Source organism: Rhizobium sp. 268, assembly GCF_036571585.1.
Lineage (GTDB): Bacteria > Pseudomonadota > Alphaproteobacteria > Rhizobiales > Rhizobiaceae > Rhizobium > Rhizobium redzepovicii.
Genome location: NZ_JAPPSO010000051.1, coordinates 1 through 4486, shown reverse-complemented (window position 1 = coordinate 4486; position 4486 = coordinate 1). Strand labels below are relative to the sequence as shown.

Sequence of the window (4486 nt, the reverse complement as noted above, 5' to 3'; positions counted from 1 at the left end):
AGGGTCTGGCGCATTTTCTCGAGCACATGGCCTTCAAGGGTTCAACACATGTCGCCGACGGGGAGATGATCCCTATCCTGCAGCGCAAGGGCCTGGCCTTTGGGCCGGACATCAACGCCCATACCTCTTATGACGAGACTGTCTATGAACTCAATCTGCCCAAGGTCGATGCCGACACGGTTTCGACGGGCCTGATGTTGATGCGCGAGACGGCGAGCGAGCTGACCCTCGATGCCAGCGCCTTCGATCGCGAACGCGGCGTCATCCTGTCGGAAGAGGGGTCGCGTGACACGCCGCAGTACCGCGCGGCGCTCGAAATCAGGAATTCGCTGCTCGCCGGCAAGCGCGCGACCATGCGCGCCCCGATCGGTAAAACCGACATCATCAGCAATGCCCCCGTGGAGCTTCTCCGTGAATATTACTGGGCCAACTACCGGCCCGAGCGGGCGACGCTGATAGTGGTTGGCGATATCGACCCCGCCGCCATGGAAATCGAAATCCGCCAGCGCTTCGGCGACTGGAAGGCCGTGGGTCCGCCGCCTGCAGAACCGGATCCTGGCACATTGGAGACGAAAGGCGAAAGCGCCGACGTCTTCGTCGTTCCCGGCGGCATGACCAGCGTACGGATCGCCTGGACGCGTCCCTATGACGCCGCGCCCGACACGTTCGCCAAGCGCCGTACCAAGCTTATCGAAGATCTCGGCCTGAGGGTGCTCGAGCGTCGGCTGAGCACCATTGCCAGCAAGGCGGATGCCCCATTCATCAGTGCGGGCGTCGGCTCCCGGGATCTCCTTCATTCCGCCCATGTCGTCCAGATCGCGGCGGATTCGGAGCCGGACAAATGGCAGGCGGCGCTGACGACCATTGACCAGGAACAGCGGCGCATCCAGGAGTTCGGCGTTGGGCAGGCTGAACTGGATCGCGAAATTCTTGGATACCGCTCCATCCGCCAGGCTGCCGCGGCCGGAGCCGCGACGCGCAAGACCACCGCCATCGCCTCGGCGCTGGCTGGCAGCGTCCGTGACAATGAAGTCTTCATCTCGCCCGCTGAAGACCTCTCGATGTTCGAGACGATGACGAACGGCGTCACGGCGGCCGAGGTCAATCAAGCCTTGCTGCATGCATTCTCCGGCAACGGTCCACAGGTCGTGCTACAGACGACCCAATCACCTGAGGGCGGAGCCGATACGGTTCGGCAAGTCTATGATGCTTCAAAGGCTATTGCTGTCTCGGCTCCATCCGGTGCGGCTGATGTTGCCTGGCCCTACACCCATTTCGGCGAACCGGGTGCCGTGGTCGAACGCCGTACGGACGAGGATCTGGGTTTGACCATGGTGGGCTTTTCCAACGGCGTGCGCCTTACCGTCAAGCCGACCAAACTGCGTGCCAATGAAGTGCTGGTGCGCGAAGATATCGGCCGCGGCCGGCTGGGCCTGCCGAAAGACCGCTCCGCCCCGATCTGGACATCTCGGGCCGTCGAGCGGTCCGGCCTGAAGGCCATGGATTACCAGGATATCCAGAAAGCACTGACAGCCAACATTGTCGGCGTCGACTTCTCGGTCGGCGACAGTTCCTTCAGGTTCGACGGTCGCACGCGGACGGAAGATCTTGCGACGCAATTGCAGCTAATGGCGGCATACACTTCCGATCCCGCATACCGCCCCGAGGCATTCAGGCGGGTGCAGCAGGAGTATTTGAGCGATCTCGATCAGTATGACGCGTCGCCCGGCGACGTTGTCGTCCGCGATTTGGCCGGGCTCGTGCATTCCGGCGACCCGCGCTGGACCTTCCCTGATCGCGCTGAGTTGTCCGCCGCTAAGCCGGAAGATTTCGAGACGCTGTTCCGGCCTATGGTTTCCAACGGCCCGATCGATATCGCCATCGTTGGCGACGTCACGGTGGATGACGCAATCCGGATGACAGCTGAAACCCTCGGCGCTTTGCCGCCGCGGCCGGAGACGGCGCCGAGCAATGATTGGGGTGACGTGCGTTTTCCGGCCGCGAACAAGACGCCCGTTTTGCGGACCCATAGCGGCAGGGCGGATATTGCCGCCGCTGCCTTGGGAGTTCCGGTCGGCGATTTGCTCTCCGATCTGCCGCGGTCGTTCACTGCCAAGATCGCCATCCAGATTTTCCAGAACAGGCTGATTGACCAGTTTCGTATTGCCGAAGGCGCAAGTTATGTTCTGGAGGGCTATGTTGACCTGTCAAGGGAAGTTCCCGGCTTCGGCTACGCCCATTTCTCCGTCGAGACGGAACCGGAAAAGATCCCGCGCTTCTACGCAGTTGTCGAAGAGATCGCCACCGACCTGCGGTCGCATGATGTCTCTCCGGATGAGCTTGCCCGCGCCCGCGAGCCCATTGTCGAGACATTGAAGCATCAGCAGCAAAGCAACGAATATTGGATTGAATGTCTGCACCACGCCCAGACGGACTCGCGTCGTTTGGACCGGATACGCAATAGTCTCACCGGCTACGGCAAAGTCACCGCCGGAGATATCCGCGTGTTTGCCGCGACCTATTTCAGTCCGGAAAAATTCTGGAAATTCGAAGTGCTGCCGGCGACGGCAAGATAGCGGGCGAGGCCGGTTGCGATCAGGGGCGGCGTTTAACTGCGCGCATGTTCATTCAGCACCGCCGTCTCCAGCACGCAACTGAGCAAGCCAAAGGAGAGTTCAACAATGATAGGGTTTTGGCTAAAGACGCTAACGGCCTCGGCAGCAGTGCTGATCTCGTCGACTTCATTAGTTTTCGCAACGGACCAACCCGGTGAAGATACCGTCGTTGCATCTCCGGACTTCTTCTTCGTTGGTGGTGTCGGCTACACGTGGCTGAAGGAGAAATAATAGAAGGCCAAAGTGTAGGCCAGAATAACGCCCCATAGATTGCCCCGTGTATTGCAAACACCCTCTCTAAGCTGAGACCTATCAAGATCGTCCGAGGGGCGGATCGGGAGCTGCGATGAAAGGAATCCTAAAATCGGCTCATCATCTAAACTCAACCCTAAACTCTTGTTTTAACCACTCGTTATGGGGTTACATATGTCGCTAGTTAGAAGAAAAATCTTCTCCGTAGGCGTCTTGGCCTTAATGGCATGCGGCGCGTCGGCGGCCGATCACGCCGACCACAGCGATCCGAGTGTCTCTTCTTCCGAAGCACCGAGAACCTTCTCTTGGGCCGGTGCTTATGCCGGCCTTCACGGAGGTGTCGCGTCTACCAAATTCAACCCGTTCAATAGGGAGGACGCCCCAGCGGTGGGCGCTCAGGCAGGTTATAATCTCCAGGCCGGATCGGGCGTTCTCGATGCAGAACTGGAAGGCTCTTACATGAACAACGAAGTGCCTATGCCCGACGGTAAGGTGGAAACCCGCTTCCGCGGTGTTCACGTTACAGAAAGCGAGCTTATGGTTCCCGATCGAATAGACGGTATTGGATCGCCAGGCTTGCCCGGCTACATGGATGCACAGCATGATAAACTATTCAGGCAAGCTGTGAATAACGCCAGATCATCGATTGCCGCGCCTCTTCCGGCAAACGCGCCGATTTGGAGCTCGAACTCTCCATACGGAGACTTTTCCTACGGCGGTTATTCTTGGAATAATGATGTATGGGGAACCGGCGCCGGGCCTCAGACGATTTCGGTTCATGCAGGCAAACAGTGGAGCGTTTGGTCGAACCAGCCTAATACAGATGGCATCAAGAGCTATCCCCACCAGGCGTTAAATATCGAAAAACCTCTCAGTTCAATTAATACTCTGACTTCGAGCTTCAATCAGGATGTTCCGACTGGCGGGGCCTGGGACACCGCCTACGACATCTGGGACAGCTCACACCAGAATGAGATAATGCTCTGGACAAACTACACTGGGAATCCAGACGGAAGCGGCAATGTCAAGCCCATCTCATATCATTACGACCGCTCCGGCGCAGCGATCCCGCTCTACCGCAATGTCAATGTGGGCGGGGCGACTTGGAACGTGTTCACGGGCTCTAATGGTCACAACGTGATCTCACTGCTGTGCACATCCAAAAGCGATAGCGGAACGGTGGACATCAAGGGCATCCTGGAGTGGCTCAAGTCGAAGGGCTACTTTGGCGACATACACGTCGGCAGCGTTCAATATGGCGTCGAGATTACCTCGTCCCCCGAGGGGATGAACTTCAATTTTAATAATTGGTCGGTGAGTTCGACTTAATACCGGCGTTAGTGCATCGTTCCCAACCAGGAGGGATTAAGTGGGCCTGATGAGGTGGACGGCCTTCTGCGCCGGCGCGTGAAGTGCCATGATGCGGTTGTCAGGAGCCGCAATGAGGAGAGCCGTCCATGAAGGAAGTTATCACAGTCGGAATTGACATAGCTAAGAACGTTTTTCAGGTTCACGGCGTTAGCGCACAAGGTGACGTGGCATTGCGCCGGAAGGTATTGTCACGTTAACTGGGCTGCGGTTGCCTGCCTGACGGGTTGGGCGTAGATTTCGGCGATGCA

Annotated in this window: 2 protein-coding genes; both read left to right on the top strand. The window is 58.2% G+C overall.

Going from position 1 to position 4486, the window contains the following annotated elements; genetic code table 11:
* The coding region (locus OS035_RS33210; RefSeq protein ID WP_331815574.1) for a M16 family metallopeptidase at positions 1 to 2576 on the top strand (2576 nt) is incomplete at its 5' end.
* Between the two features lie 465 nt (positions 2577 to 3041).
* Complete coding sequence (locus OS035_RS33205; RefSeq protein ID WP_245488109.1) at positions 3042 to 4196, top strand: glycoside hydrolase family 12 protein; 1155 nt, start codon at positions 3042 to 3044, stop codon at positions 4194 to 4196.
* The last annotated feature ends 290 nt before the right edge of the window (positions 4197 to 4486 follow it).

Bases quoted from the DNA above. Each gene is read 5' to 3' on its own strand.
- OS035_RS33205 (WP_245488109.1), top strand. From the start codon at position 3,042: ATGTCGCTAGTTAGAAGAAAAATCTTCTCCGTAGGCGTCTTGGCCTTA.